This window comes from Phenylobacterium sp. (assembly GCF_030651185.1).
GTDB lineage: Bacteria > Pseudomonadota > Alphaproteobacteria > Caulobacterales > Caulobacteraceae > Phenylobacterium.
Genome location: NZ_JAUSCJ010000013.1, coordinates 26,150 through 50,559 on the forward strand (window position 1 = coordinate 26,150; position 24,410 = coordinate 50,559).

The window sequence follows — 24,410 nt, forward strand, 5'->3', positions numbered from 1 at the left end:
CGATTTCGGCGCCGCCCTTTTTCGTGAGCCAAGGCTAGGCCAGATTGCGCTTGAACAGCGCCAGCAGGCGTTCCCAGTGGCGCTCGGCCGCGGGCTTGTCGTAGGCGGCGCGCTGCGGGAAGGCGAAGCCGTGGTGGACGCCGGGATAGATCTCCACCTCGCCCTTGACCTGGTTGGCGGTGACCGACTGGCTGAGGGCCTCGACCATTTCCAGCGGCGCATAGGGGTCGATCTCGGCGCAGGCGAAATAGACCTCGCCTTGGACCTTCTGGGCGGCCAGGTGGGGACTGTCGTGGGCGTCGGTGACCAGGGAGACACCGTAGATCGAGGCCGCCGCCTTCACCTTGTCCGGATAGTAGGCCGCCGCGTTGATGGCGTACTGGCCGCTCATGCAGTAGCCGACCGCCCCCATAGGGCCCTTGCTGGCGGCCGGATCGGTGTCGATGTGGGCCAGCAGCGCCTTGGTGTCTGACATGATCAGGCCGATGTTGATGGAGGCCATCAGGTCGAACATCGTCTTGCGGTCCGCCTCGGTGGCGAAGCCCGCCAGTTCCAGGACGCCGGCCCGGTAATAGAGGTTGGGCAGGACCACATAGTAGCCGGAGCTGGCCAGGCGCCGCGCCATGTCGCGCAGTTCCTCGCGGATGGCCGGGGCGTCCATGTAGAACAGGATCACCGGGTGCGGCCCGTCCCGCTCGGGATGGACGATGAAGGTGGTGGTCGCACCGTGCGCGGTGGCGATCTCGAGGGTCTGTTCGATCATGGCGCCCCTGCCCCTAGAAGTTGACGCGGGCGCTGATGGCGCCGTCCACCAGCATGTTGATGCCCGTGGTGAAGGCCGAGCGCGGGCTGGCCAGGAAGACCGTGGCGGCCGCCACCTCCTCAGGGGTCGCCATGCGGCCGGTGGGGTTGCGCTTGATCATCTGGTCGAAGAAGGCCGGCATGCCCGCCTTCACATTGCCCCAGACGCCGCCCTCGAAGAAGACGGTGCCCGGCGAGACCACGTTGCAGCGGACGTGCTTGGCCGCGCCTTCCTTGGCCAGGCCCTTGGCGTAGTGGATCTGGGCGGCCTTCATGGCGCCATAGGCCGAGGCGCTGGAGGCCTCCGCCGCCGACACCGAGGAGGTGATCACCATGCAGGCGTCGCCCTTGTCCTCGGCGGCCTTTTCCAGGAACGGCCTGGCGGCCTCGAAGGCGTTGACGGCGCCCATCAGGTCGATGTCGAACATCGCCTTCCAGTCCGCCTCCTTGGCGCCTTGAACAAGCGCGCTGGCGTTGGACACCAGGATATCGATGCCGCTCAGGGTTTCGCCGGCCTTGGTGACGAAGGCCTTTAGGGCCGGACCGTCGGCGATGTCGACGACCTCGCCCCAGGCGCTGACGCCCTTGGCCTGCAGGGCCGCGACCGTCTCGGCCACCTGGTCGGCGTTGCGGGCGCAGATGGCGACATTGGCGCCCTCTTCGGCGAACAGCTCGGCGATCGCCCGGCCGATGCCCCGCGTCGCGCCGGTGACCACCGCCGTCTTGCCCTTGAGTTGAAGATCCATGGTCGTCTCCCGTTTGGTTTGTTGCGACCTTTCTAGCGCGGGCGGGCGGAGCCGCGAGGTCTTTCTGATGCCGGCGCTTCAAGTGATTGACGCCCCCGCGGCGCCCGGACCAAGAAGGGTGATGCTCGATCAGTTCGACGCCCGCCTCGACGCCGATTTCCCGCCCGTCGATCCCGCGCGCCTGATCGCGGCGCTGAAGCCCCTGCTGCCGCCCGAAAACCTCAAGACCCAGATCGAGGCTCTGCGGCCCTACGAGACCGATGGCCTGGCCGCCTACCGCTCCCTCCCCGCCGTCGTCGCCCTGCCAGAGACCGTGGCGCAGGTGCAGGCGATCCTGAGGGTGTGCTCCGACCTGGGGGCGCCCGTCGTGGCGCGCGGCGCGGGCACGGGCCTGTCGGGCGGCGCCCTGCCCTATCCCGGCTGCGTGCTGCTGAGCCTGGCCAAGTTCAGCCGCATCCTGGAGATCGACGCCCAGGCCCGCACCGCGCGGGTCCAGCCCGGCGTGCGCAATCTGGCGATCTCCGAGGCCGTGGCGCATCTGGGCCTGTTCTACGCCCCGGACCCCTCATCCCAGATCGCCTGCTCCATCGGCGGCAATGTCGCGGAGAACGCCGGAGGGGTGCACTGCCTGAAATACGGCCTGACGGTGCACAACCTGCTGAAGCTGGAGATGGTGACCCTGGAGGGCGAGGTGCTGCACCTCGGCTCCGACGCCTATGACGCGCCGGGGTTCGACCTGATGGCTCTGATGACCGGGTCCGAGGGCCTGTTGGGGGTGGTCACCGAGATCACCGTCAAGCTGACGCCCGTGCCCGAGACCACCCAGGTCCTGCTGGCCGCCTTCGACAATGTGGAGGTGGCCGCCCAGGCCGTCGCCGAGATCATGGCCGAAGGCATCGTGCCCGCCGGCCTGGAGATGATGGACGGCCCGGCCCTGCGCGCCGCCGAGGACTTCGCCATGGCGGGTTACCCCAAGGACGCCGCGGCCATCCTGCTCTGCGAACTGGACGGCGCCGGCCCGGACGTGGCCGAGGAGATCGCCCGGGTCTCGGCCCTGCTCTCGAGCTGCGGCGCCACCGAGGTCCGCCAGGCCCGCGACGAGGACGAGCGCAAGCGGTTCTGGGCCGGGCGCAAGGGGGCTTTCCCAGCCGTGGGGCGGATCGCGCCGGACTATTACTGCATGGACGGCACCATCCCCAGGCGGGCCCTGCCCAATGTTCTCACGGAGATCACCCGGCTGTCGGAGGTCCACGGCCTGGCGGTGGCCAACGTCTTCCACGCCGGCGACGGCAACCTGCACCCCCTGATCCTCTACGACGCGGCCAAGGACGGCGACCAGGACGCCGCCGATGCCCTGGGCGGGGCGATCCTGGAGCTCTGCGTCTCCGTGGGCGGCACCATCACCGGCGAGCACGGCGTGGGCCGCGAGAAGATCAACCAGATGTGCGTGCAGTTCAGCAGCGCCGAGATCGACGCCTTCCACGCCCTGAAAGCCGCCTTCGATCCCAAGGGCCTGCTCAATCCCGGCAAGGCCATCCCGACCCTGGCCCGCTGCGCAGAGTTCGGCGGCATGCACATCCACAACGGGGAACTGCCCTTTGCGCACCTCCCCCGGTTCTGACCTTACCGAGAGCCTCGCCGAGCGCGTCCGCGCGGGAGGTCCCCTGCGCCTGGAGGGCGGCGGGACGCGGGGCCTCTATGGCCGCAAGGTGGACGGCGCCGCGCTGTCGCTGGCCGGACACCACGGCGTGGTGGATTACGACCCCAGCGAACTGGTGATCACCGCGCGAGCGGGAACGCCGATCATCGAGATCGAGGCCCTGCTGGCGGCCGAGAACCAGATGCTGGCCTTCGAGCCGCCGGTGTTCGGTTCGGCCGGCACCCTGGGTGGCGCGGTGGCCACGGGGCTGTCGGGGCCGCGCCGGCCCTTCGTGGGGCCGCTGCGCGACTATGTGCTGGGCGCCCGCCTGATGAACCCGCAGGGCGAGGTGCTTCGCTTCGGGGGCACGGTGTTCAAGAACGTCGCCGGCTTCGACGCCTTCCGGCTGATGGCCGGATCGCTGGGCTGTTTCGGGCCGATCCTGGAGGTCTCCCTGCGGGTGACGCCTCGGCCGCGGACAGAACGGGCCCTGGTCTTCGAGATGGCGGGCGAGGCGGCGCGGACCTGGGTGACCGGCCTGATGGGCCGCCCCCTGCCCCTGTCGGGCGCCTTCCACGATGGCCAACGCCTGCACCTGCGGCTCTCCGGTGGCGAGGCTGGCGTCGCGGCGACCAAGGCCGAACTCGGGGGCGAGGACGAGCCGCTGGAGACCTGGGCCGCGATCCGCCACATGACCCATCCGGTCTTCCAGGAGCCGGTCCTGTGGCGCGTGTCCCTGCCGCCCACCGGCCCGGCGGAAAGCTTCGAGACCACCGCCTGGGACTGGGCCGGCGGCCAGCGCTGGCTCGCCGCCGACAGCGTCGATCCAGGCGTCTGGGGCCATGCCGCGCGGCTCGGCGGCCACGCCACCCTGTTCCGAGGCCAGGCAGATAATGACCAGGTTTTCCAGCCGCTTGCCCCCGGCGTCTTCAACCTGCACCGCCGCGTGAAGGCCGCCCTGGACCCGGCGGGGATCTTCAATCCCGGCGCCATGTATGAAGGGCTCTAGATGAAGACGGTCATCCAGGGTCCGCTGGCTGGGAGCAGCGGCGGCGACATCGCCGCCCAGGCCCTGCGCGCCTGCGTCCACTGCGGCATGTGCAACGCCACCTGCCCCACCTACCAGATCACCGGCGACGAGCTGGATGGCCCGCGCGGCCGCATCTACCTGCTGAAGCAGGCCCTGGAGGGCCAGCCGGTCAGCCAGACGACGCTCAAGCACCTCGACCGCTGCCTGAGCTGCCGAGCCTGCGAGACCACCTGCCCCTCCGGCGTCCAGTACCACCGGCTCTACGACATCGGGCGAGAGGCGGTCGTCGATCAGGTGGGCCGGCCCTGGACCGAGCGGCTGGCGCGCGGCGTGATCCGGCGGGTGACCCGCTCGGCGGCCCTGCTGGGCGCGGCCCTGGCGGTGGGCCGCCTGGTGAGCCCGCTGCTTCCCAAGGCCCTGAAGGCCAAGGTCACGCCGCGCATCGCCCCTGGCCTGCGTCCCGCCCCGCACCACGTCCGGCGGATGCTGATGCTCACCGGCTGCGCCCAGTCAGCGGCCGCCCCGCACTTCAACGCCGTCACCGCCCGGGTATTCGACCGTCTGGGGGTGAGCCTGGTGGAGGCGCCCCGCGCCGGCTGCTGTGGCGCTGTCAGCTTCCACCTGGACGCACCGCACGAGGGCGCCGCCGCCGCGCGGGCCAATATCGACGCCTGGTGGCCCGACATCGAGGCCGGCGCCGAGGCCGTGGTGGTCAATTCCAGCGGCTGCGCGGCCTTCATCAAGGACTATCCAGACGTCCTGCGCGACGACCCGGCCTATGCCGAAAAGGCCCGGGTGGTGGCCGCCCTGGTGCGCGACCCCATCCAGCTGCTGTCGGTGGCCGACCTCGCGGCCCGACGCGCGCCCGCCGAGCCCCGCATCGCCGTCCATGAGCCCTGCACCCTGCAGCATGGCCTGCGCCTGACCGGCCGCATCGGGACGCTGCTGGCGAGCCTGGGCTACGAGCCCCAGCCGGTGGCCGACAGCCACATCTGCTGCGGCTCGGCCGGCGCCTATTCGCTGCTGCAGCCGGAGATGTCGGGCAAGCTGAAGGCCGCCAAGCTCAGCACCCTCAACGCCCACCAGCCGGCCGCCATCTACACCGCCAATATCGGCTGCTGGATGCACCTGGCGCCCGACTCCACCGCCCCGGTGCGGCACTGGCTGGAGGCGGTGGACGAGGTCACGCGGCCCTGAGCATGGCGTTGACAGCCTGCCCCAGCGGCAGTCTCATGTCGCCATAAGCGGGCGGGCTCGACCACGTCGGCGCAAAGACATTTAGGGAAACGACCATGGCTGATTTTGGCGGCGCCGATCTCGACGCTTTCCGCAGCGAAGCCAAGACCTGGCTGGCGGAGAACTTCCCCCCCTCCCTGAAGAACCGCAGCGACATTGCCGCCGCCGAGGCGCCGGTCCCCGTCGAGGGCGACTACAAGCTCTGGAAGGAGCGGATGGGCGCCAAGGGCTGGGGCGTTCCCACCTGGCCGTCAGAGTACGGCGGCGGCGGCTTGAACAGCTCCGAGGCCCGCGTGCTGCGCGAGGAGATGGCCGCCATCGGCGCCTGGAACCCCATCGGCGGCATGGGGGTGATGATGTTCGGCCCCACCCTGCTGGAATACGGCACCGAGGAACAGAAGCAGCGCCACATCCCGCCCATCGTCCGCGGCGAGCTGCGCTGGTGTCAGGGCTACTCCGAGCCGGGCTCTGGATCTGACCTCGCCTCCCTGCAGACAAAAGCTCAGGACAAGGGTGATCATTTCCTCGTAAATGGTTCAAAAATATGGACTTCTGGCGCTCAGTACGCCGACTGGTGCTTCTGCCTGACGCGGACCGATCCCAGCAAGAAGCATGAGGGGATCAGCTTCCTGCTGATCGACATGAAGACGCCCGGCGTCGAGCCGCGGCCGATCCTGCTGATCTCCGGGTCGTCGCCGTTCTGCGAGACCTTCTTCACCGATGTGAAGGTGCCCAAGGAGAACCTGGTGGGGCCGCTCAACGGCGGTTGGACGGTGGGCAAGCGGCTGCTGCAGCACGAGCGCAACGGGCTGTCGGGCGGCGGCGGGGCGCCGGCGCGGAACAATCCGGCGGCGCTGCGGGAGATCGCCAAGAAATACATCGGCGTGGACGACAGCGGCCGGCTGGCCGACCGCGACTTCCGCACCCGGCTGATCGAGCAGGACATGAACGCCCGGGCCTATCAGCTCACCAACGCCCGGGTGGCCCTGGAAGCGCGCAATCAGAGCGGGCCCTCCGCGGCGACCTCGATCATGAAGAACGCCAGCTCGAGCATCAATGTGAACCACGCCGAGATGGTGGTGGAGGCCATGGGCTATAACGGCCTGGCCTGGGCCGGAGACGAGTTCAGCGCCGAGGAGCTGGCCGCAGCTAGAGCCTTCCTGCGGGTGAAGTCCGGGACGATCGCGGGCGGCTCCTACGAGATCCAGAACAACATCATCTCCAAGCGGATCCTGGGTCTGCCCGACACCAACATCCACACCTACTGATTGACCGCCTGGGGCCTCGCCGCTAAGGCGGGGCCATGGCCGCCTCGACCGCCACTGTTGCATTGACCGACCTGCGGAGCGTGCTGAACGCCCGCGGCGGCCGAGGTCTGCGCGTCTTCGGATAGACCGCGGGATCAGGCGCAGCCGTTCCCGGGCGCTCCGGGGACGTGAAACCACCGCCTGACATTCCCAAATCTATTCGGAGGAGCCACCGTGCTTTCCCTTTATCAATCCAATGGGTTGGTCCACTGGACCGACCGTGAGATCCGCCTGCGCGACATGATGCAGGCCCACTTCACCGCCGAGATTTCGGCCTTCCTGACGAACGCCAACCCCGCCTGGGACATCCGCCGGGTGGAGGCGCCGCAGCTGACGCCGCGCGAGATGGTGTCGGAGGCCTATGGGCCGGAGGACATCTTCTTCATCGAACGCCTGGGCGAGGCCCAGTTGGTCCTGCGGCCGGAGACCACGCCCTCGACCTACGCTTACATGGCCCACCTGCTGAACAGCCACGCCAAGGTGCGCATGCCGCTGTGTGTCTGGCAGGCCGGCAAGTCGTTCCGGCGCGAGCAGGACCAGGTGAGCAAGCACATGCGGCTCAAGGAATTCTGGCAGATGGAGTTCCAGTGCGCCTACACGGTCGACACCGCCAACGACTACCACGCCGCCAGCCTGGAGCCGGTGCGCCGGATGATCGAGGCCATGGTGCGGCTGCCCACCCGCATCGTGCCGTCCGACCGCCTGCCGGCCTATTCCCAGGTGACCATGGATGTGGAGGTCGACAACAGCGACAAGTGGATGGAGGTCTGCTCCATCTCCCGACGCACCGACTTCCCGCAGGCGGCCCGGTTCGCCACCAAGGGCGGTGAGGTGCGCGAGGTGGCGGTGCTGGTGCTGGAGATCGCCATCGGCCTGGACCGCTGCGTCTACAATTGGGGCGTGGCGGACGGGCGATAACCTTCGCTGACTGACCTTAGGTCAGGCCTGACAAGGCGTCCTCCTTCCCGCATGGTCCGTATCAAGGAACGGCGCCGCAAGAGCGCCACGGGTGGAGGACGTCAATGGCCGCTTCAAATCAGTTCGTGCTCGCCTGCGTATTGGCCGGCGCCCTTGCGTCGTCGGCTCAGGCGGCGACGCTCAGGGTCGCCCCCGGCGCGGACGCGCAGGAGCGAGTGCAGTCCGCCCTGCTGGACGCCAAGCCCGGCGATACCGTGGCCCTGGACGCCGGAACGTTCGCCTTCACCGACGGTCTGTCCCTCGACGTCGACAGTGTGACCGTGACGGGTGCGGGCCAAGGCAAGACGGTGCTGTCCTTCGCGGGTCAGAAGGGGGCGGGCGAGGGTCTGCTGATCACCTCGGACGGCGTCACGGTGCGCGACCTGACCCTGCAGGACAGCAAGGGCGACGGCATCAAGTCCAAGGGCGCCGACCGCATCAGCTTCGTCAGCGTCACGGTGGAGTGGACCGGCGGCCCCAAGGAGACCAACGGCGCCTATGGCGTTTACCCGGTCGCATCGACCAATGTGCTGATCGACAAGGTCACCGTGCGCGGCGCGTCCGACGCCGGAATCTATGTCGGCCAGTCGAAGAACATCATCGTCCGCAACAGCCGGGCGGAGTTCAACGTCGCCGGCATCGAGATCGAGAACTCCACCGACGCCGATGTGTTCGACAATGTCGCCACCCACAATACCGGCGGCATCCTGGTGTTCGACCTGCCAGGCCTGCCCGTGATGGGCGGCCACTCGACGCGGATCTTCCGCAACCAGGTGGTGGACAACGACACCGCCAACTTCGCGCCCAAGGGCAATATCGTGGCCAATGTGCCGGTGGGGGTGGGCGTCATGCTGATGGCCAACCGCGACGTCCACGTGTTCGACAACGACATCTCCGGCAACCAGACCAGCGCGGTGATGCTGGTGAGCTTCAGCCGCAGCTTCGACGACAAGAGCTACAACCCCCTGCCCCGGGACATCGTGGTGCGGGACAACAGGCTGGGGCGCAACGGCTGGCTGCCCGGCCTGCCCGGCGGCAAGATGCTCGCCGCGGCGACCGGAGGGTCTCTGCCTCCGATCCTCTGGGACGGCGTCACCACCTATGCCGGCTACGGCGGACCCGCCCCGCGCCTGTACCTGAAGGACGGCCCCGTTCTGAACCTGAACCTGCCCAAGGCGGGCGAGGTGGAGGCCGCCAAGCCGACGGTCACCGCGAGCCTGGGATCGCCGGGCCTGCCGGAGCGGGCCGCCGTGGTGCTGCCGGCCGATCAGGACAAGCCCGCCAAATGATGCGTCTCGCCGCTCTGCTGGCGGCGGTCCTGTCGCTGGGTGCGGCGCCCGAGCCCGCACCCGTGGCGCTGGACGCTCTGCTGGCCGACACCCCGGCGCCGAGCCTGGACACCTACCGGCTGTTCACCGACCAGGGCGCGCGGGCGCCCAACGCCGGCCTGACCCCCTATGCCCTGAACACGCCGCTGTTCAGCGACCATTCGGAAAAGTCCCGCTTCCTGTTTCTGCCGCCAGGCACCCAGGCGACCTATGCCGCGACAGGCGCCTTCGCCTTCCCGGTGGGGGCGACCCTGGTGAAGACCTTCGCCTATCCCGCCGACCTGCGGAAACCTGGGGATCGGGTGCGGCTCATCGAGACCCGCCTGATGATCCACAAGCCCCAGGGCTGGGTGGCTCTAACCTATGTCTGGAACCCCGAGCAGACCCAGGCGGTGCTGAAGCGCGCCGGGGCGCGGCTGCCGGTCTCGGTGATCGATCACGCCGGCAAGCCGCTGACCATCGACTATGCGGTCCCCAACACCAACCAGTGCAAGGAGTGCCATTCGCTATCCGGCGAACTGGCGCCCATCGGCCCCAAGGCCCGCAACCTGAACGGCGACCTGGCCTATGGCCCGAGGCGCGAGAACCAGCTGGCGCATTGGACAAGGGCCGGCCTGCTGACCGGCGCCCCGGACCCTAGGATCGCGCCCCGCACGGCGATCTGGAACGACGCGGCCGAGCCCCTGGCCGACCGTGCGCGGGCCTATCTCGACGGCAATTGCGGCCACTGCCACAACCCCGAAGGCATGGCGAGCAACTCCGGCCTCTTCCTGCACCTGGAGGAGACCGACCCCGCCAAGCTGGGGGTCCGCCGGCGGCCGGTGGCAGCCGGGCGCGGATCCGGCGGCCTCGAATTCGATATCGATCCGGGACGTCCCGAAACCTCAATCCTCCTGCACCGCATGAAGTCCCGCGAACCGGGCGTGATGATGCCGGAGCTGGGCCGATCCCTGGTGGATGAGGACGGCGTGGCCCTGGTCGCCGACTATCTGCGGAGCCTTCCGGCTTCGCGTTGACACCCAACCCGGGGACGCCTCTTGTCGCTGCAGGGCGACGGCAAGAGCGCCCCAAGAGGAAACAAAGGTCATGGTCTACATCCTGGGCGGCTGGCAGAGCGACTTCTCGAAGAACTGGGCGCGCCAGCAGATGGACTTCGCCGACGCCTTCGCCGAGGTGGTGGGTGAGGGCCTGGCGGCCGTGGACCTGGAACCCAAGGACATCGACACCGGCCACGTCGGCAACTTCGTCGGCGACCTGTTCGCAGGGCAAGGCCTGCTGGGCGGGTTCTTCGGCCTGGTGCATCCCGACTTCGACGGCATGCCGACGTCCCGCCACGAGGCGGCCTGCGCCTCGGGCAGCGTCGCGATCCTGGCGGCCACCGCCGAGATCGAGGCCGGCCGCTATGACACCGCCTGCGTCGTCGGCCTGGAGATGATGCGCAACGTTTCGGGCCAGCAGGCGGCCCAGAACCTGGGCGCCGCGGCCTGGGCCGGGCACGAGTTCCAGGACGCCACCTACCTCTGGCCCAAGGCCTTCTCCGACCTGGGCGAGGAATACGACCGCCGCTGGGGCCTGAAGTACGAGCACCTGATGCGGATCGCGGAGATCAACTTCGCCAACGGCCGCAAGAACCCCAATGCCCAGACCCGTCAGTGGGCCTTCAACGACAAGAGCTTCACCGCTGATGACGAGGCCAACCCGGTCGTCGAGGGCATGATCCGCAAGAACGACTGCGGCCAGGTGACCGATGGCTCTGCCGTGGTGTTCCTGGCCTCGGAGAAGGCGGCCAAGGCCTATGCCGACAAGCGCGGCCTGCCCCTGGAAAGCCTGCCGCAGATCAAGGGCTGGGGCCACCGCTCCGCCCCCATCAGCTATGACCGCAAGGTGCGCGCCAGCGCTGGCGGCCCCTATGTCTTCCCGCAGGTGAAGCGCGCCATCGACGAGGCCCGCGCCCGGGCCGGGATCGACGACATCAGCCAACTCCACGCCGTCGAGACCCACGACTGCTTCACCACCACCGAATACATGGCCATCGAGCACCTGGGCCTGACCGCGCCGGGCGAAGCCTGGAAGGCGGTGGAGGACGGTTCCATCGAGATCGGCGGCCGGCTGCCGATCAATCCCTCCGGTGGCCTGATCGGGGGCGGCCACCCGGTGGGCGCCACCGGGGTGCGCATGACCCTGGACGCCTACAAGCAGGTGACCGGCAAGGCCGGCGACTATCAGGTGGAGGGGGCGAAAACCGTCCAGACCCTGAACATCGGCGGCTCCACCACCACCACGGTTAGCCTGGTGGTGGGCCTTTGAGCGCCAAACTCGCCACCATGAAGGCCCTGATCGCCCGCTGGTCGGAAGGCGACGTGGACGGGGCCCTGGCCCACATGCACGAGGACATCGTCTGGCACTACGCCGCCAGCGTCGCCCCGCCGCTGAAGGGCAAGGTCAAGGCTCGGAAGTTCCTGGAGAACTTCAAGAGCCAGATCAGCGAGGTCCGCTGGCGGATCTTCGACTATGCCGAGAACGGCGACCGGCTGTTCGTGGAGGGCGTGGACGAATACCTCGCCAAGGACGGCGGCCTGGTGGCCGCGCCCTATGCCGGCGTGATCGAGTTCAAGGACGGCCTGATCATCGGCTGGCGCGACTATGTCGACATAGGGGTGATGGAGGCCCAGAAGACCGGCCATCCGCGCTCGGCCTGGGTGGACGCCCTGATCGACCGGGTGGCCCTGTGAGCCACGCGCCCGAGATCCAGGCTCTGCTGGACAAGCAGGCGATCACCGAGGTGCTGGCCAGCTATTGCCGCGCCGTGGACCGCGCCGACATCCCCCTGCTGAAGGCCTGCTATCACGACGACGCCACCGAGGATCACGGCGGCACGTTCAACGGTTCGGCCACCGCCTATATCGAGAGCATCGCGCCGATCCTGCCGCGCGGCGGGATCATGACCCACACCACCACCAACGTCCTGATCGCCCTCGATGGTGACAGCGCCCACGTGGAGAGCCACATCCTGGCCTTCGCCCGACTGAAGAAGGACGGCGAGAAGTTCGACACCCTGACCCTGGCCCGCGCCGTCGACCAGTTTGAGAAGCGGGGCGGAACCTGGCGCATCGCCACGCGCCGCATGGTCTGGGAGTGGAATCACGAGATGCCGATGGCCGAGACCTGGGGCCGCGGCATCATCGCGCCCGACGCCACGGTGCTGGTGCGGGGCCGCAAGACCCCCGATGACCTGATCTACGGCGCCTGATCCCATGGAGCTCAAGGACAGCGTCGCCCTGGTCACCGGCGGCAATCGCGGCATCGGCGAAGCCTTCGTGCGCGCCCTGCTCGCGGCCGGCGCGGCCAAGGTCTATGTCGGTGCCCGCGAGGCAGGCAGCGCCGCCCACCTGGCCGCCGAGGCGCCCGGCCGCGCCATTCCCATGGAGCTGGACGTCACCAAGCCCGAGCAGATCGCGGCGGCGGCCGCCCAGTGCGGCGACGTCTCCATCCTGATCAACAACGCCGGGGCCTTCCACAACCAGACCCTGATGACCGCGCCAGATCTCACCGCCGCCCGCGACGAGATGGAGGTCAACTATTTCGGCCCCCTGACCCTGGCCCGCGCCTTCGCGCCGATCCTGGCGAAGAACGGCGGCGGGGCGATCTGCAACGTACTGTCGTCGGGAGGGATGGTGGCCGTGCCGGCCATGGGCGGCTACAGCCCGTCGAAGTTCGCCGGCCGCGCGGCGACCACCTGCATCCGTGCCGAGCTGGCCGGACAGGGGACCACCGTCACCGCCCTGATCGTCGGCTCGGTGGACACCCGCATGGCCGCCCACGTCGCCGGCGCCAAGGAAGACCCCGCCGACATCGCCAAGGCCGGCCTGGCCGCCATCCGCCGGGGCCTCGACGAACTGGACACCGACCGCATGGCCATCGAGGTGCGCGCCTCGCTGGCCCGCGACCCCAAGGCCCTGGAACGCAGCATGGCCAAGATGCTCACCGCCACCCAAGTCACCACCGGACGCTGACACCCATGGAAATCGCCCAACTCCTGCTGCTGAACGCCGGGGTCTCCATCGCCCTCTTCATCGGGCTGTGGCTCTATTCGATCCGCATCAAGGACCCGAGCTTCATCGACAGCTGGTGGCCCCTGGGCATGGTGGTGATGGCCCTGACCAGCTACCTGATCACCGGCGGCCGAGGCCCGCATGCGGCCCTTTTGACCTTGCTCTGCGCCGTCTGGGGCCTGCGGCTGGGCATCTACCTGCTGTGGCGCTGGCGCAAGCACGGCGCCGACCGCCGCTACGCCACCATGATGGGCAAGGCCAAGCTGGAGCGCGGCTGGGACTATCCGAAAGCCTCCCTGCTGCTGGTCTTCGCGTTGCAGATGCCGCTGCAGTTCGCGGTCTGCCTGCCGGTGCAACTGGGCCAGGTCCACGCCACCACCGACCTTTCGGCCATCGCCTGGGCCGGCGTGGCGCTGGCCGTCATCGGCATCGCCTTCGAGAGCCTCGGCGACTGGCAGCTGATGAAATTCAAGGCCAACCCGGCCAACAACGGCAAGGTGCTGGACACCGGCCTGTGGCGCTACACCCGCCACCCCAACTATTTCGGCGACGCCTGCGCCTGGTGGGGCCTCTGGCTGATCGCCGCCGACACCGGCCTGGTGGGCGCGGTCTCCATCGTGGGTCCGGTGCTGATCACCTTCCTGCTCACCAAGTGGAGCGGGGTCCCCACCGTCGAGGGCCGCATGCGCCGCAAGCGGCCGGACTACGAGGCCTATGTGGCGAGGACCTCGGGGTTCGTGCCGATGCCGCCGAAGAAGGTGGCGGCGGAGTAGCGCGCCTGGAGGCCTGATCTTTCCGGCCCCGTTTACGGGGAAGGGGGACCGCGCCGCAGGCGTGGTGGAAGGGGCGGCCTCAAGCTCCGAGCCCGGTCTCGCCACCTCCACCATGCTCGCGCATGGTCCCCCTCCCCCGCTGCGCAGGGGAGGAAAGGGTCGCCCTAGCCCGCCAGCATGTCCCGCGGCGCCCAGACCGCATGCGTCCCGCTGCACAGCTTGTGCGGCAGACGGATGCGGCACACGGGCCCGGCGGCGAGGTCCCTGGCGTCGATCAGGATGCACTCCGAGGTCCCGGCGTTTTCGTCGGTGAGGAAGCTCACCAGATAGCCGTCGTCCTCGTCCACCGCGCCGATGCGGGGGCAGAAGGGCGCCTCGCTGGCATAGACGCCCTCGGGCAGGATGAACTCGCTGCTCTCGCCGGTTTCCAGGTCGTGCTTGACGAAGCCCCGGAACAGGAACCAGCCGACCTCGGCCACCGTCGAATAGGCGTAGCGGTATTTCAGCCCGGCATAGCGGGCGTTGATCATGCCGAATTCCAGGATGCGGTCGTCCAGGTGGGCCTCGGTGGTCTCGCCGGTCTTCAGGTTGAAGCGCCAGCGGTGCAGCTTGGGCTTGAACCGGTATTCGTCGAGATAGGCCATCATATGCTCGAAGCCGGGGGGCGCGTCCGCATTGGGCTCCGGCGTCGGGTCTTCCTGGAAGTAGCCGTCGAGGACGATCTCGTCGCCCTCCTCATAGGCGTTCAGCCAGTGCAGGACATAGGTGGGCGCGGCCTCGAACCAGCGGATATCTCCACCGTGGCGCGGGACGATGGCGAAGCGCGAGGGGATGCCCTCGTGCAGCCGCACCGCGTGGATGTTCCGCTCCAGCAGCTTGGCGTCCCAGAACACCGGCAGGTCGTTGAGGATCGAGTAGTTGGTGGTGAAGGCCATGTCGTGCGGCAGGCGCGGGCCCGGCAGCGGGATCGGCATATAGGTCTTCAGCCGATTGTCGGGGCCGACCACGCCATAGTGCATGTAGGGGGCGTGCTTGGAGTAGTTGAAGAACATCAGCTCGCCGGTGGCCTCGTCCACCTTGGGGTGGGCGCTGATGCCGTCGATCGGCACCCAGCTCTCCAGGCCCTCCTGCTCCAGGGTCAGCGGATCGAGGCGATAGCCCTCCCCACACTGGTAGAAGGTGGAGAGCGCCTTGCCGGCGTGGACCACGATGTCGGTGGAGGATGAATCTTTCAGCGACCCGTGGGCGCCCCAGCCCGGGCGCTTGGCAAGCTGGACCGGATCGGCGAGGCCGCCCCACAGGGAGGCGCCGGCCTCCTGCTCGGCCTCGAAGCCGCGGGTGCGGACGAAGCGGTTGCGGTAGCTGGCCTGGCCGCCCTTGAAATCGATCTGGTGGATCATCCCGTCGCCGTCGAAGGGATGGAAGCGGCCGAGCGGCTGCTGCACCTGGTTCTCGGTGTTGCGCAGGTAGACGCCGTCGAGGTCGGTGGGGATCGCGCCGAAGGTCACCTCCAGGTCGGTGGCGTTGACCTCCTCGTGCAGCGGGGTCCAGGCCCCGTTGAGATAGGGGTGGTTGCTGGGCAGCAGGCTGGTGACGACGGGCGGAAGCCGTTCGACCTTCATGGAATGCGTGTCCTCGGGCAAGCGGCCCTTCTGAGACGGGGCCGTGGGCCCACCCTAGCTCCGCGCGCGTGCCCGCGCGAGGGCGCCGTCGCGGCAACCTGCAAGCCGGCGCGGGCGGGCGCGCCAGCCAATCTGGAGGCCTCGCGGCCTTCCGCGAGACGCGTCCGGCCGACTTTTCGGGCCTCTAGCCCCGCTTAGATAAGAAATTTCAGGCCCAGGTGCGACAAAGTGGACACCCGCCGCGGGCCCACGTCCTTAACGCGCCCGCCCCCCGCGCATTAACGGAGTCCGGTTGAATCACCGAGAGTCACGGGGCGCACCCATGAATCCCGCCTAGACTCTTGTCGCCGTTCGTTATGACTCTTGGTGAATCAACATTAAGGAACAGCCAGAGTATTCCCGTGATTCACGACTCGGAAATCTTCGCGTAACGATTCAAGAACCCTGCCCCACTACAAAGGTCACAGAGCAAAAATGCTTGCGGTCACCAAAACGGTGAACGAAACCTAAAAGTGGGGTTTTCTACGATGCCGAATAGCGTCAATACCAACGTCGGGGCGATGGTCGCCCTTCAGAACCTGAACCAGACCAGCTCCGAGCTGATGACGGTCCAAAACCGCATCAACACCGGCAAGAAGATCGCTTCGGCGAAGGACAACGGCGCCATCTGGGCCATCGCCCAGAACCAACGCGCCACCTCCGGCTCCCTGAACGCCGTCAAGGACTCCCTGCAGCGCTCGCAGTCGACCGTGGACGTCGCCATCGCTGGCGGTGAAGCTGTCTCCGATCTGCTGCTGCAAATGAAGGAAAAGGCCTTGGCCGCCTCCGACTCCAGCCTCGACACCGCCTCGCGGACCGCTCTGAACGACGACTTCAACGCTCTGCGCGACCAGATCGGGAAGTCGGTTTCCAACGCCACCTTCAACGGCGTGAACATGATCAGCGCCACCGGCACCGACATCGCCGCCCTGGCCAACGATGATGGCACCTCGAAGATCACCGTCCAGGCCCAGGACCTGTCCCTGGCCGGCATCAGCCTGGCCTCCGGGTCGATTTCGACCCAAGCGACGGCCGAAGCCATGATCGCCACCGTCGGCACGGCGATCTCCACGGTTTCCACCGCCCTGTCGAAGATGGGTACGGGCTCCAAGTCGCTCGGCGCCCACCTGACCTTCGTCAGCAAGCTGCAAGACTCGATCGACGCCGGGGTGGGTAACCTCGTTGACGCCGACCTTGCCAAGGAAAGCGCGCGACTGACCTCGCTGCAGACCAAGCAACAGCTTGGCGTGCAGGCGCTGTCGATCGCCAACAGCTCTTCGTCGGGCCTGCTCAGCCTCTTCCGCTAAGCCCCGACCAGAACTCCAGTATGCGTACAGGAAGGGAGGTCCCGCACGGGACCTCCCTTTTTGCTGTCTGCGCATGTAAGCGCTTTCACCCTTCCCATGCCCCGATGTCTCGCGTTAGATAGGACGCAAGACGTACAATTTATCCGCACAAAGAAATGGCGGATCGGCGGGGAGAGACATGGGCGACATTCTTCTCCTGGCGGCCGGCGACGTGGCGCCCGACCGGGACGATCCCGCCGAGTGCTTCGCGCTCGCCGCCGACACCCTGCGCCAGGCCGACATCGCCTTCTGCCAGCTTGAGTGCAACCTGACCGAGGGCGGCTCGCGCCTGCCTCAGGCCCGCCATACCCACCGCGCCACCCTCAAGGCCGCCCACGCCATGAAGGCCGCCGGGTTCAACCTGGTGTCCTTCGCCGGCAACCACTGCATGGACTGGGGCAAGGAAGGCTTCTTCGACACCATCGCCAACCTGGAGATCGCCGACCTCAAGGTGGTGGGGGTTGGGGCCAATATCGGGGCGGCGCGCGCGCCGGTCATCCAGGAGGTGCGCGGGACCAGGGTGGCGACCCTGGCCTACTCCTCGATCCTGCCGATGAGCTACTGGGCCGAGGCCGACCGCCCCGGCTGCGCGCCGATGCGGGCCCACACCCTCTACGAACAGATCGAACACGACCAGCCCGGCACCCCGGCCCGGGTCCACACCTACGCGCACCGCGGCGACCTGGCCGCCCTGCTGGACGACATCGCCAAGGCCAAGGCCGTGGCCGACGTGGTGGTGGTCTCCCTGCACTGGGGCATCCACTTCGTGCCCGCCGTCCTGGCCGACTACCAGCAGGAGGTGGCGCACGCGGCCATCGACGCCGGCGCCGACCTGATCCTCGGCCACCACGCCCACATCCTGAAGGGCATAGAGGTCTATCGGGGCAAGGCGATCTTCTATTCGCTGAGCAACTTCGCCGTCGATCTGCGGATGACGCCGGAGCATGCGGCCAGCAAGGGGTTCAAGGAGATCCAGGTGCTGTCGCCCGGCTGGGAGCCGGACTTCGAAAGCCTCTACAACTTCCCGCCCGACGCCCGCATGACCCTGATCGCCAAGGCGGTGATTTCAGGCGGGGCGATCACCCGCGTCGGCTACCTGCCCGCCTTCATCAACCGCCAGGCCCAGCCGGAAGTGCTGGCCGCCGGCGACCCGCGCTTCACCCAGGTGATCGACTATGTCCGCGCCATCGGCGTGGCGGTCGATCTCGACACCGGCTTCGTCGTCCAAGGCGACGAGGTCATTATCCAGACATCTTGAGGAGGCGACCGCGATGAAACGCGCCCTGCCGTTGGAGGTCATCACCCTCCTCTACATGCTGTTCTACATCCCCTACATCATCCTCACCAAGCACCTGGCCACCACGCCGGACCCGACCCTGGGACGGCCCCTGAGCGGGCTGGAGATCCTGCCGGCGTCGCTGGCGCTCTCGGGCGTGGCGACCATCCTCTGGATCTGGGCGGCGGGCTGGTGGAAGTCGGCCAACCAGGTGAAGCTGGGACCGCTGTCGGTCCCCTTCCCCACCAAGTGGACCCTGCTGTCGGGGATCTGCACCGCCTTCGTGCTGTTCACCGTGCCGCTGTCCTACACCTTCCAAGGGGTCTCGATCCCCTACATCCAGCTGCTGATGCGCGGCGACGTGCTGCTGATCGCGCCGGTGGTGGACCTGGTGATGGGGCGCAAGGTGCGCTGGTGGTCCTGGACGGCGCTCGCCCTGGCGGCCCTGGGCATGTTCATCGCCATCAATGCGCGCGGCGGGATCAACCTGCCGCCCATCGCGATCGCCACCATCATCGCCTACACGATCGGCTACTTCGGCCGCCTGGCGATCATGACCAAGGTCTCCAAGACCGGGGCGGAGGGGTCTGTGAAGAGCTACTTCGTCGAGGAGAAGATCGTCGGCATCCCGGTGGCCATCGCCGTGCTGGCGGCCATCTCGTGGTTTGGCCTGGGGAACCAGGGCGGCCAGCTCGGCTGGGGCTTCGTGGACGTCTGGAGCAGTCCGCAACTGCTGCCCATCGCCGTCATGGGCCTGACCCTCTTCGTCGTCTCGGTGTTCTCGATCCTGATCCTGCTGGACGCGCGGGAGAACACCTTCTGCGTACCGCTGGAACGGTCGGCCAGCGTGCTGGCCGGCGTGGTGGCGGCCTATGTTCTGGCCTTCACCCTGGGCCTGCCCAAGCCCACCACCGCCGAACTGATCGGCTCGGGCCTGCTGGTGGCCGCCATCGTGGTGCTGTCGGTGGCCCCGCGCCTGGCCGCGCGGCGCCTCGCCCTGGCCGAGGCGACCTGAGCCCATGCTGACCCGCGCGGTCGCCCGCCACGTCGTGGCCCTGCGGTTCGAGGACCTGACAGCTGAAGCCGTGACGGCCGCCAAGCGCTCGCTGCTGGACGCCGTGGCCGTAAGCCTGGCCGCCAGCGGCATCGGCGAGGGCTGCGGCCCCTTCACCGAGCTGGCGCGGGATGCCGGCGGCCGGCCCGAGGCCACGGTGCTGGGCGCGGGCTTCAAGGCGCCCCTGGCCGCCGCGGTCCTGGCCAATGGCGCCCTGGCCCACGCCCTGGACTTCGAGGACGCCCTGGACGGCGCGCCGGTGCATCCCAACGCCGCCTCGACCCCGGTGGCCCTGGCGCTCGCCGAGACCCTGCCTGGCGTCACCGGCCGCGACCTGATCACGGCCCTGGCGGTAGGTTGCGACCTCACCTGTCGGCTCGGCCTGGCCTTGCAGGTGAACCCGGACGACTTCGGCTTCTATCCCCCGCCGATCCTCTCGGCCTTCGGGGCGGTCGCCACGGCGGGCAAGTTGCTGAAGCTGGACGAGCGCGCCCTGCTGGACGCCTTCGCCCTGGTGCTGAACCAGGCGGTAGCCAGCGCCGAATTCAAGGGCGAGCCGGCCTCGGTGATCCGCGCGGTCCGCGACGCCTTCCCGGCCCAGGCGGCCCTGCAATCTGCTCTGCTCGCCTCGAAGGGCGTGCGGGGTTTTGACACCGCGCTCGAGGGCAAGGCCGGACTGTTCGCGCTCTATGCCCGTGGCGCCTATGATCCCGAGGTCATCACCGACCGCCTGGGTGCGCGGTTTTACGGCACGCAGCTCAGCCTCAAACCGTGGCCCAGCTGCCGGGGGACCCACGCCTTCATCGAGGCGGCCCTGACGCTCAGCGCCCGCAACGGGCTCAAGCCGACCGAAATCGAGGCCCTGACAGCCACCGGCGGTCCGGTCCAGGTCATGCTGGTGGAACCCGCCGCCCAGAAACAGGCGCCCGCCACCGCCATCGACGCCAAGTTCTCCATCCCCTTCACCGTGGCCGCCGCTCTGGTTCGCGGCGAGATCACCTTAGAGACCTTCGAGAACCTGACCGACCCGGCGGTGCTGGCCCTGGCGCGCAAGGTCAGCTTCGTCCAGGCGCCGGGCGCGGACATGCGCACCGCCGCCTCCGGCGCCTTGGATATCCGCACCACCGATGGGCGGAGCTTCGCCATGGCCGTGCCCGAGCCGCTGGGCGCGCCCACCAATCCGATGACGGAGCGGGCCCTGGTGGCGAAGTTCGTGGCCTGCGCGGGCTATGCGGCGTCGCCTGTGACGGACGCGGCGGGTCTCGCGGCGAGGCTGCTGGCGGTGGATGAAGAGGCAGACTTGAAGGGCCTGATCGGAAGCTTGTGACATCCGCCCTCCCCTTCACGGGAGGGAGAAATCCCTACCCGCTCTTGCGCACCACCAACTCGAACCCAACGTCCACGATAGGTTCGGCCACGCGTTCCCCCCGCGCCCGCTGCAGCAGGAAGCTCACCGCCTGGCGGCCGATGGCGTGGCCATCGATGCGGACAGTGGTCAGGGCTGGGTTCACATCGGCGGAGAAGTCGAGGTCGCCGAAGCCGATCACCGCCAGGTCGCCCGGAACGTCGAGACCCCGGCTCTGGGCCTCGGCGATGACGCCATAGGCGGTCCAGTCCGACGAGCAGACCACCACGTCGGGCCGCGTGCCGGCCTCCCAGGCCTGGGCGAAGGCGCGCCGGCCCCGCCCCACCGTGGTGACGCCGTCGAAGGTCAGAACCTCGGGGTTGGGTCGGCCGTTCTGGCGCAGGGCCTCGGTGAAGCCGGCTTGGCGGATGCCGGCTCGGGTCCCGGTGGCGGAGATCAGCAGCGGCTTCTTCCAGCCCTTGTCGATGACGCGCGAGCCCACGGCGTGGCCGACTGCCTCGTGGGAGAAGCCCACCACCATGTCGATGGGATCGGCGGGCAGGTCCCAGGTCTCGATGATCGGGGTGTTCTGGGCCACCAGGCGCTGGCGCATGATCGGATCGGTGATCGAGCCGGTGAGGATCACGCCGTCCGGGCGCCGGCCCAGCACGGCGGAGAGCTGCTGGCCCACGTGCTCGTCCCGCGCCCCGGTCAGACCCAGCATGACGCTGTAGCCCGCGCCCGCCAGCTCGTCGGTCATGGCCTGGATGGTGGCCGCGAAGATCGACTGCTCGATGGTCGGCGCCAGCGCCGCCACCAGCCGGGAGCGGTTGGAGGCCAGGCCTCCAGCCACCAGGTTCGGTGTGTAACCCAGCTCGTCCACCGCGCCCTTGATGCGGGCCGCGGTCTCGGCGCTCAGCTTGCCCGGCGCGTTGAAGAACCGAGACACGGTGGCCCCCGACACGCCGGCCATGCGGGCCACCTGCGCCAGGGTCGGCGTCGGAGAGTCGGGGCGTCGAACGAGGCGGAGCGGCGGTGTCACAGCGTGACGATGATCCAAAAACCCTTACGCAGCAACGATGAACGCGCTTACATTTGCACGTTGACATTGTACGTTTGACGTACAATTAATTCTCCAAACGGCGCCATGAGCGACCGATGCCTGGGGAGGTTGACCAAATGTCTGAACTGAAGATGCGCGGCCGTTATCTGGCCGGAGCGGCGCTGGGCGCCCTGATGGCGTTCGGCGCGGGCCAGGCCAGCGCCCAGGACACCAGCCTCTCCGAAGTCGTGGTCACCGGCAGCCGGATTCGTGGCGTCGAGGCGGTCGGCTCCAACGTCGTCAGCATCAACCAGGAAGCGATTGTCCAGAGCGGAACCTCGTCGGCCGCCGACCTGCTGCGAAAGGTGCCGCAGGTGATCGGGCTTGGCCCCTCGGCCACCGCCTCCAGCGCCCAAAACGGGGCGGCCAACGCCACCCGGGGTTCGGGCGTCAACCTGCGGGGCGTCGGCGTCAACGCCACCCTGCTGCTGCTGAACGGCAAGCGCTTCCCCGCGGCGGGGACCCAAGGCCAGTTCACCGATCCCTCGGTCATTCCGTTCCTGGCCCTGGAGCGGGTGGAGGTGGTGCCGGACGGCGCCTCGGCCATCTACGGCTCCGACGCCATCGCCGGCGTGGTCAACCTGATCATCCGCAAGACCTTCGACGGCGCCCAGACCAACGCGCGGGTCTCCTACGCTGACGGCTACGAAACCCACCAGATCAGCCAGCTGCTGGGCACGAGCTGGGACAGCGGCGCCGCGATGATCGCCTTCGAGCACAGCTACAACACCGAGCTCGATGCGCGCGACCGCGACTTCTATACCTCCGACCTGCGCTCGCGCGGCGGCCGCGACCTGCGGGCCAATCAGTGCAATCCGGGCAACATCATTATCTCGGGCGTGACCTATGCCATCCCGGCCGGCGGGGTCACCGCGGCCAACGCGGCGTCGCTGGTTCCCGCGACCAACCTCTGCGACAACCTGAAGTACAACTACATCATCCCCGAGCAGCAGAAGAACAGCGTGGTGCTGTCAGCCCGGCAGGACATCACCGACACCATCAGCCTGTTCACCGAGGGCTATTACTCAAAACGCCAGGTGCTGAACCGCAACATCATCACCTCGTCCCTGACCGTGCCCTCGACCAACCCCTTCTATGTTCGCCCGCCCGGCGCGCCGGCGGGGACCTCGGAGTCGGTGAACTACTCGTTCTTCAAGGACTTCGGATACAACTACGTGGCCTCGGGCTCGGCCTCGGGTGAGATCACCGCCGGCGCCGATATCAAGCTGCCTGGCGAGTGGAAGGCCACCGCCTATGCTTCCTATGGCCGGTCCGACGACCTCAACAAGCAGCGGTCGAACTATTACGGCGCCGGTGGCGTGGCGGCGCTGGCCGACACCAACCCGGCCACGGCGCTCAACCTGTTCGGCGGCGCCAACCACCCGGCCACCATCGCCAAGATCTCCAGCGGCCAGTTCATCATCCAGGCGCGCACGGGACTGAAGACCTACAACGTCCAGGCCGACGGCGGGCTGATCGACCTGCCCGGCGGCAAGGTGCGCCTGGCGGTCGGCGCCGAGTACCGCGAGGAGCAGCTGGTCACCAACCTGTTCGGCGGCGCGCCGGGTCCGGCCACCACCTCGGCCTATTCCAACGTCACCCGCAACATCGGCGCGACCTTCGCCGAACTCTACGTGCCCCTGGTGGGCCCCGACATGAACGTGCCCCTGGTGCGCCGTCTCGACCTGTCGGTGGCCGGCCGCTACGAGGACTATTCCGACGTCGGGACCACCAAGAACCCGAAGATCGGCCTGAACTGGGAGCTGGCCGAGGGCGTCAGCTTCCGCGGCAGCTACGGCAAGTCGTTCCGGGCGCCCAGCCTGGCGGAGAACAGCCCGATCGGCGGAGGCGCGGGCCTCTACGGTGACACCCTGCCCGATCCGTCCTCCCCCACCGGCACCCGCCAGGGCATCGGCATCGCGGGCGGCAATCCCAACCTGCAGCCCGAGACCGCCAAGACCTGGTCCTTCGGCCTCGACCTGCGTCCCGAGCCCCTGCCCGGCTTCCACGCCAACGTCACCTATTTCAAGGTCGACTACGAGAACCAGATCGTCGCCCTGCGCGGGACGGCGGGCCTGCTGTCCCTGCCCTTCTATGCGCAGTTCGTGATCCGCAACCCGACCCCGGCGCAGATCGCCGCCCTGCAGGCGCAGTACGTCACCAACACCCCGATCAACACTGCCCTCGTGACCTACATCCAGGACGGGCGGCGCCATAACCTGGGCACCAACATCATCCGCGGGTTCGACTTCGACCTGGGCTATGACTGGAGCACCAGCCTGGGCGACTTCGAGACCAGCGTCAGCGGCGAGTACTTCACCAAGTTCGACCTTTCGCCGGCCCCCGGCGCGCCGATCACCGCGGTGGTGGACACCATCAACTACCCGCCGGAGCTGCGCATGCGCGGCGAGCTGGCCTGGCGCAACAACGGTTGGAGCGCCCGCTCCGCCGTCAACTTCACCGGCGCCTACAAGAACAACACCATCACCCCGGCCAAGAAGATCGACGCCTTCACGACCGTCGATCTGCACGTGAGCTATGACCTGAGCCCGCGCGGCGGCTGGTTCGACGGTGTGACCGTGGCCCTGGACGCCCAGAACCTGTTCAACAAGGAGCCGCCCTTCGTGGACATCTCCGGCGGCTACGACCCGCAGATGGCCAGCCCGATCGGCCGGCTGGTGGGCGTGTCGATCGACAAGCGCTGGTAGGATTTCAAGGGCCGGAGCGGCGTCCCCGCCCTCCGGCCTTCTTCTGTTT

21 protein-coding genes are annotated in these 24,410 nt (G+C 68.4%); 17 read left to right on the forward strand and 4 right to left on the reverse strand.

Translation table 11 applies throughout. The features are described 5' to 3' along the window. Window positions 1–34: 34 nt before the first annotated feature. Complete coding sequence (locus Q7J39_RS05200) at window positions 35–763, reverse strand: dienelactone hydrolase family protein (protein WP_304821141.1); 729 nt, start codon at window positions 761–763, stop codon at window positions 35–37. Between the two features lie 13 nt (window positions 764–776). Beyond that, a complete protein-coding gene (locus Q7J39_RS05205) occupies window positions 777–1,547 on the reverse strand; it encodes an SDR family NAD(P)-dependent oxidoreductase (RefSeq protein ID WP_304821143.1) in 771 nt (256 codons plus the stop codon). A gap of 121 nt (window positions 1,548–1,668) precedes the next feature. Here Q7J39_RS05205 and Q7J39_RS05210 point away from each other — a divergent pair, with 121 nt between their 5' ends. From Q7J39_RS05210 to Q7J39_RS05265, 12 genes are all read left to right on the forward strand, one after another. After that, complete coding sequence (locus Q7J39_RS05210; protein WP_304821145.1) at window positions 1,669–3,168, forward strand: FAD-linked oxidase C-terminal domain-containing protein; 1,500 nt, start codon at window positions 1,669–1,671, stop codon at window positions 3,166–3,168. Then, complete coding sequence (glcE, locus tag Q7J39_RS05215; RefSeq protein ID WP_304821147.1) at window positions 3,146–4,195, forward strand: glycolate oxidase subunit GlcE; 1,050 nt, start codon at window positions 3,146–3,148, stop codon at window positions 4,193–4,195. Before Q7J39_RS05210 ends, glcE begins: the two co-directional genes overlap by 23 nt. Then, a complete protein-coding gene (glcF, locus tag Q7J39_RS05220; RefSeq protein ID WP_304821149.1) occupies window positions 4,196–5,413 on the forward strand; it encodes a glycolate oxidase subunit GlcF in 1,218 nt (405 codons plus the stop codon). Window positions 5,414–5,508: 95 nt separating this feature from the next. Further along, the gene (locus tag Q7J39_RS05225) at window positions 5,509–6,720 is read left to right on the forward strand and encodes an acyl-CoA dehydrogenase family protein (protein ID WP_304821151.1); all 1,212 of its coding nucleotides are present in this window, start codon (window positions 5,509–5,511) and stop codon (window positions 6,718–6,720) included. Window positions 6,721–6,933: 213 nt separating this feature from the next. Continuing rightward, the gene (locus Q7J39_RS05230; RefSeq protein ID WP_304821153.1) at window positions 6,934–7,677 is read left to right on the forward strand and encodes an aminoacyl--tRNA ligase-related protein; all 744 of its coding nucleotides are present in this window, start codon (window positions 6,934–6,936) and stop codon (window positions 7,675–7,677) included. A 104-nt stretch (window positions 7,678–7,781) separates the two neighbouring features. After that, the gene (locus tag Q7J39_RS05235) at window positions 7,782–9,005 is read left to right on the forward strand and encodes a parallel beta-helix domain-containing protein (protein ID WP_304821155.1); all 1,224 of its coding nucleotides are present in this window, start codon (window positions 7,782–7,784) and stop codon (window positions 9,003–9,005) included. Continuing rightward, complete coding sequence (locus Q7J39_RS05240) at window positions 9,002–10,060, forward strand: SO2930 family diheme c-type cytochrome (RefSeq protein ID WP_304821157.1); 1,059 nt, start codon at window positions 9,002–9,004, stop codon at window positions 10,058–10,060. The genes Q7J39_RS05235 and Q7J39_RS05240 overlap by 4 nt, the downstream gene beginning before the upstream one ends. Window positions 10,061–10,130: 70 nt before the next feature. Next, window positions 10,131–11,351 (forward strand): acetyl-CoA acetyltransferase, encoded by a 1,221-nt coding sequence (locus Q7J39_RS05245; RefSeq protein WP_304821159.1) that lies wholly within the window; start codon window positions 10,131–10,133, stop codon window positions 11,349–11,351. Next, window positions 11,348–11,776: a nuclear transport factor 2 family protein gene (locus Q7J39_RS05250; protein WP_304821161.1), complete on the forward strand. Its 429-nt coding sequence runs from the start codon at window positions 11,348–11,350 to the stop codon at window positions 11,774–11,776. The genes Q7J39_RS05245 and Q7J39_RS05250 overlap by 4 nt, the downstream gene beginning before the upstream one ends. Further along, window positions 11,773–12,294 (forward strand): nuclear transport factor 2 family protein, encoded by a 522-nt coding sequence (locus tag Q7J39_RS05255; RefSeq protein ID WP_304821164.1) that lies wholly within the window; start codon window positions 11,773–11,775, stop codon window positions 12,292–12,294. Before Q7J39_RS05250 ends, Q7J39_RS05255 begins: the two co-directional genes overlap by 4 nt. A 4-nt stretch (window positions 12,295–12,298) precedes the next feature. Then, window positions 12,299–13,057, forward strand: a complete 759-nt coding sequence (locus Q7J39_RS05260) for an SDR family oxidoreductase (protein WP_304821166.1) — start codon at window positions 12,299–12,301, stop codon at window positions 13,055–13,057. Between the two features lie 5 nt (window positions 13,058–13,062). Beyond that, on the forward strand, window positions 13,063–13,869 hold the full coding sequence (locus Q7J39_RS05265) for a DUF1295 domain-containing protein (RefSeq protein ID WP_304821168.1): 807 nt from the start codon (window positions 13,063–13,065) through the stop codon (window positions 13,867–13,869). A 164-nt stretch (window positions 13,870–14,033) separates the two neighbouring features. On the opposite strand, the gene Q7J39_RS05270 is transcribed toward Q7J39_RS05265, so the two are convergent. Continuing rightward, on the reverse strand, window positions 14,034–15,491 hold the full coding sequence (locus tag Q7J39_RS05270) for a carotenoid oxygenase family protein (RefSeq protein ID WP_304821171.1): 1,458 nt from the start codon (window positions 15,489–15,491) through the stop codon (window positions 14,034–14,036). Between the two features lie 527 nt (window positions 15,492–16,018). Between Q7J39_RS05270 and Q7J39_RS05275 the strand changes: the two genes are divergently transcribed. From Q7J39_RS05275 to Q7J39_RS05290, 4 genes are all read left to right on the forward strand, one after another. Continuing rightward, window positions 16,019–16,837 (forward strand): flagellin, encoded by an 819-nt coding sequence (locus Q7J39_RS05275; RefSeq protein WP_304821173.1) that lies wholly within the window; start codon window positions 16,019–16,021, stop codon window positions 16,835–16,837. 178 nt (window positions 16,838–17,015) lie between these two features. Further along, complete coding sequence (locus tag Q7J39_RS05280) at window positions 17,016–18,134, forward strand: CapA family protein (protein WP_304821175.1); 1,119 nt, start codon at window positions 17,016–17,018, stop codon at window positions 18,132–18,134. A gap of 13 nt (window positions 18,135–18,147) precedes the next feature. Next, entirely contained in the window at window positions 18,148–19,167 is a 1,020-nt protein-coding gene (locus Q7J39_RS05285) for a hypothetical protein (RefSeq protein ID WP_304821176.1), read from the forward strand. A 4-nt stretch (window positions 19,168–19,171) separates the two neighbouring features. Continuing rightward, window positions 19,172–20,533, forward strand: coding sequence for an MmgE/PrpD family protein (locus Q7J39_RS05290; RefSeq protein WP_304821178.1), 1,362 nt, complete (start codon window positions 19,172–19,174; stop codon window positions 20,531–20,533). 34 nt (window positions 20,534–20,567) lie between these two features. Here the strand turns inward: Q7J39_RS05290 and Q7J39_RS05295 are convergent, their stop codons facing one another. Next, window positions 20,568–21,593 carry a LacI family DNA-binding transcriptional regulator gene (locus Q7J39_RS05295; protein ID WP_304821181.1) on the reverse strand — a complete coding sequence of 342 codons (1,026 nt, stop codon included), beginning with the start codon at window positions 21,591–21,593 and terminating at the stop codon, window positions 20,568–20,570. Window positions 21,594–21,730: 137 nt separating this feature from the next. Here Q7J39_RS05295 and Q7J39_RS05300 point away from each other — a divergent pair, with 137 nt between their 5' ends. After that, the gene (locus tag Q7J39_RS05300) at window positions 21,731–24,361 is read left to right on the forward strand and encodes a TonB-dependent siderophore receptor (protein WP_304821183.1); all 2,631 of its coding nucleotides are present in this window, start codon (window positions 21,731–21,733) and stop codon (window positions 24,359–24,361) included. Window positions 24,362–24,410 lie beyond the last annotated feature (49 nt).